Below are 4,221 nucleotides of genomic sequence, written 5' to 3' on the forward strand. Positions count from 1 at the left end.
CGGTGGAGCGCGGCGCCACCGCGCGCTTCCCGGTGGCTGCGGCCGACCTGATGCCCGCCCTCACGGGTCCGGCGCTGGGCGCCCGCCTGCGCGCGCTCGAAGAGCGGTGGATCGCCTCGGACTTCCGCCTCGACCGGGCCGCGCTGCTCGACTGAACGTGCCGCGTTTCCTTCAGGGGAAAGACGCCTATATTCTGGCGGCACCAACGAGGCCCCCGATGTTCCGCTTCTTCGAGAACCTGGTCGATCCCTATGCGCCCTGGGATCGGACCGATACGCCGCCGCGCCGGCTCTGGCCGTTCCTGAAGGACTATGTGCGGCCCTTCCGGAAGGTGTTCGCGATCACCGGCCTGATGTCGGTGCTGAATGCGTCGGTCGAGGTGCTGCTGATCTGGTATGTGGGCCGTCTCGTGGACCTGCTGGCCGAGGGCGCCCCGCAGGAGGTCTGGGCGAGCCATGGGACCGAGATCTTGGCGGTGGCGCTGGCGATCCTCCTGATCCGGCCGCTGGTGGCCGGGGTGGATGTGGCGCTTCTGCACAACACGATCCTGCCGAACTTCGGCACGCTCATCCGCTGGCGGGCGCACAACCATGTGCTGCGCCAGCCCGTCGGCTGGTTCGAGAGCGATTTCGCCGGCCGGATCGCCAACCGGATCATGCAGACGCCCCCCGCGGCGGGCGATGCCGTCTTCCAGACCTTCGACGCGGGCGCCTTCGCCATCACCACGGTGATCGGCGCCGTGGCCGTGCTGGCGGATGCCGACCCGCGCCTGACCCTGCCGCTGATCCTGTGGTTCGCGCTCTACGCGCTGCTGGTGCGCTGGACGATCCGTCACGCGGGACCGGCCGCCAAGGCCTCGTCGGACGCGCGCTCGGCGGTAACGGGGCGGGTGGTCGATGCCTATACCAACATCCATTCGGTGAAGCTCTTCGCCCACCACGACCGCGAGCTCTCCTATGCCCGCGAGGCCATCGAGACCGCCCGCACCACCTTCCAGCGCGAAATGCGGATCATCACGCGCATGGATGTGGCGCTGACGCTTCTGAACGGCGCGCTCATCACCTCGGTCACCGGCTGGGCGATCCTGCTCTGGTATCAGGGGCAGGCGAGCGTGGGTATCGTGGCCGCCTCGACGGCGCTGGTGCTGCGGCTGAACAACATGACCTACTGGATCATGTGGGCCACGAGTTCGCTCGTGCAGGCGCTGGGGGTGGTGGCCGAGGGGATGGAGACCATCGCCCAGCCCATCGGCCTCGTCGACAAGCCGGGGGCGCGGCCCTTGCAGCTCACGCAGGGCGGTATCGCCCTCGATCAGGTCTCGCACCATTACGGGCGCGGCTCGGGCGGGCTCGACCGGGTGACACTCTCCATCGCGCCGGGCGAGAAGGTGGGGATCGTCGGCCGCTCGGGCGCGGGGAAATCCACGCTCGTGAAGCTCATGCTGCGCTTCTACGACCCCGAGAGAGGGCGGATCCTCATCGACGGGCAGGACGTGACCGAGGTGACGCAGGAAAGCCTGCGCCGCGCCATCGGCATGGTGCAGCAGGATTCGAGCCTCCTGCACCGGTCGGTGCGCGACAACATCCTGTACGGCCGCCCCGATGCCAGCGAGGAGGAGATGATCCTCGCCGCGCAGCGGGCCGAGGCGCATGACTTCATCCTGACGCTCGAGGATCCCGAAGGCCGGCGCGGCTACGACGCCCATGTGGGCGAGCGCGGCGTGAAGCTCTCGGGCGGGCAGCGCCAGCGGATCGGGCTGGCGCGCGTCATGCTGAAGGACGCGCCGATCCTCATCCTCGACGAGGCCACCTCGGCGCTCGACAGCGAGGTCGAGGCCGCCATTCAGGAGACGCTCTACCGGGTGATGGAGGGCAAGACCGTGATCGCCATCGCGCACCGCCTGTCGACCATCGCGGCGATGGACCGGATCGTCGTGCTCGAGGAGGGGCGCGTGGCCGAGGTCGGAAGCCATGCCGAGCTTCTGGCGCAGGACGGGCTCTATGCCCGGTTCTGGACACGGCAGTCCGGCGGCTTCATCGGCACCGAGGATGCCGCGCCATGAGACTGATGCGCCTCGGAAACCTGATCGACGCCTTCCGCCCGGCGGACGGGCCCCCGCCGCAGACGCTCGGCGCCTTCATGCGCTGGTGCCTGCGCGGCTCCTGGCCGATGCTGGCGGCCGCGGCGGCGCTCTCGGCGCTGGCAGGCACGTTCGAGGTGGTCTCGGCCATGATCATCGGCTGGGTGATCGATGCGGCCGTCTCCTCGGATCCCGCCTCCTTCTTCACCGAGCATCTGGGCCTTCTGATCCTCTTTCTTGTCTTCTACCTCTTCCTGAGGCCGGTCTCCTTCGGCCTGTCCTCGGCCTCGAACTCCATCGTGATCGGGCCGAACGTCCTGCCGCTGGTGCTGAGCCGCCTGCACCGCTGGACGCTGGGGCAGGCCGTGACCTTCTTCGACAACGACTTCGCCGGCCGCATCGCACAGAAGCAGATGCAGGCCGCGCGCGCCGTCACCGATGCCGTGACCGAGATCATCAACACGGTGGCCTTTGCCCTGGCCTCGGTCGTGGCCTCGATGCTCTACCTCCTCGCCGTCGACTGGCGGGTGGCCGCGGCGCTGGGCCTGTGGCTCGTGGCCTATCTGGGCCTCATCCGCTACTACCTGCCCAAGGTGCGCGAGAATTCCGCCGCCCGCGCCTCGGCCCGCGCCATGGTCTCGGGGCAGGTGGTGGACACGATCACCAACATCAAGACGGTGAAACTCTTCGCCCATGCCGCCTTCGAGGATCAGGTGGCGCTGCGCGCGATGGAGAGCTTCCGCGACCGATCGCTCGAGTTCGGCGTGATCTCGACCTGGTTCCGCTCGGCCCTGATGACGCTTTCGGGACTCCTGCCGGTGCTGCTGATCGGCGGGACGCTCCTTCTGTGGCAGCAGGGCGAGGCGACCGCGGGGGCCATCGCCGCAGCCGGCGCCATCGCGATGCGGATCTCGCAGATGTCGGGCTGGGTGAGCTTCACGCTCATGTCGATCTACACCTCGATCGGCGAGGTCGAGGACGGGATGCGCACGCTTTCGGTGCCCCACGCGCTGCCGGACCGGCCGGGGGCGCTGCCGCTCTCCCGCGTGAAGGGCGAGATCCGCTTCGACGGGGTGAGCTTCGCCTACGGGCGCGGGTCGGGCGGGCTTCACGGGCTCGACCTGACGGTGCGGCCGGGTGAGAAGCTGGGCATCGTGGGCGCGTCGGGGGCAGGAAAGTCGACGCTCGTCTCGCTCCTCCTCAGGCTCTACGACCCCGAGGAGGGGCGCGTGCTGATCGATGGGCAGGATCTGCGGTCGGTCACGCAGGAGAGTCTGCGCCGCCAGATCGCGATGGTCACGCAGGAGACGGCGATGTTCAACCGCTCGGCGCGCGACAACATCATGTATGGCCGTCCGGACGCCTCCGATGCGGAGATGATCGCCGCCGCCCGCGCCGCCGAGGCCGACGAGTTCATTGCCGCCATGGCCGATCATTCCGGCCGTCACGGCTACGACGCCTTCCTTGGCGAGCGCGGAGTGAAGCTCTCGGGCGGGCAGCGGCAGCGGATCGCGCTGGCGCGGGCCTTCCTGAAGGATGCGCCGATCCTCGTGCTGGACGAGGCCACCTCGGCGCTCGACAGCGAGGTCGAGGCCTCGATCCAGGAGGCGCTGGCGCGGGTGATGCAGGGCAAGACCGTGCTGGCCATCGCGCACCGGCTGTCAACCATCGCCGAGATGGACCGGATCGTCGTGCTCGACCGCGGTCTTCTGGCCGAGCAGGGCACTCATGAAGAGCTGCTGGCGCGGAACGGGCTTTACGCGCGCTACTGGAACCGGCAAAGCGGCGGTTTCATGGGATGCGACGAAGAGGCCGCGGAGTGATCGTCACCATCGACAGGCTGGGCCATCTGGGCGACGGCATCGGGCAGGGCGTTTTCGTGTCCGGCGCGCTGCCGGGCGAGACGGTCGAGGGCGAGGTGGTGCAGGACCGGATGGCCGCGCCGCGCATCGTGACGCCCTCGCCCGATCGCGTGCGCCCGCCCTGTCCCCATGCCCGCAGCTGCGGCGGCTGTCTGCTGCAACATGCCTCCGACGGCTTCGTCGCCGACTGGAAGCAGGAGGTCGTGCGCCAGGCCCTCGCCGGGCAGGGGATCGAGGCGCCGTTCCGGCCCATCGCCGTCTCGCCGCCCGCCTCGCGCC

The 4,221-nt window shown here is 69.4% G+C and carries 2 protein-coding genes and 2 pseudogenes; all 4 read left to right on the forward strand.

Features of this window, described 5'->3' with window-relative positions; all coding sequences use genetic code 11:
* Nucleotides 1-155 (forward strand): annotated as a pseudogene (locus A9O63_RS23470) (CCA tRNA nucleotidyltransferase); the annotation flags it as partial.
* Between the two features lie 62 nt (nucleotides 156-217).
* Nucleotides 218-2,062, forward strand: a complete 1,845-nt coding sequence (locus A9O63_RS18185) for an ABC transporter ATP-binding protein (protein WP_069333182.1) — start codon at nucleotides 218-220, stop codon at nucleotides 2,060-2,062.
* Nucleotides 2,059-3,903, forward strand: a complete 1,845-nt coding sequence (locus tag A9O63_RS18190; protein ID WP_069333183.1) for an ABC transporter ATP-binding protein — start codon at nucleotides 2,059-2,061, stop codon at nucleotides 3,901-3,903. Before A9O63_RS18185 ends, A9O63_RS18190 begins: the two co-directional genes overlap by 4 nt.
* Nucleotides 3,900-4,221 (forward strand): annotated as a pseudogene (locus A9O63_RS18195) (class I SAM-dependent RNA methyltransferase); the annotation flags it as partial. The gene A9O63_RS18190 and the pseudogene A9O63_RS18195, both read left to right, overlap by 4 nt.

This window comes from Cereibacter johrii, assembly GCF_001720585.1.
GTDB lineage: Bacteria > Pseudomonadota > Alphaproteobacteria > Rhodobacterales > Rhodobacteraceae > Cereibacter_A > Cereibacter_A johrii.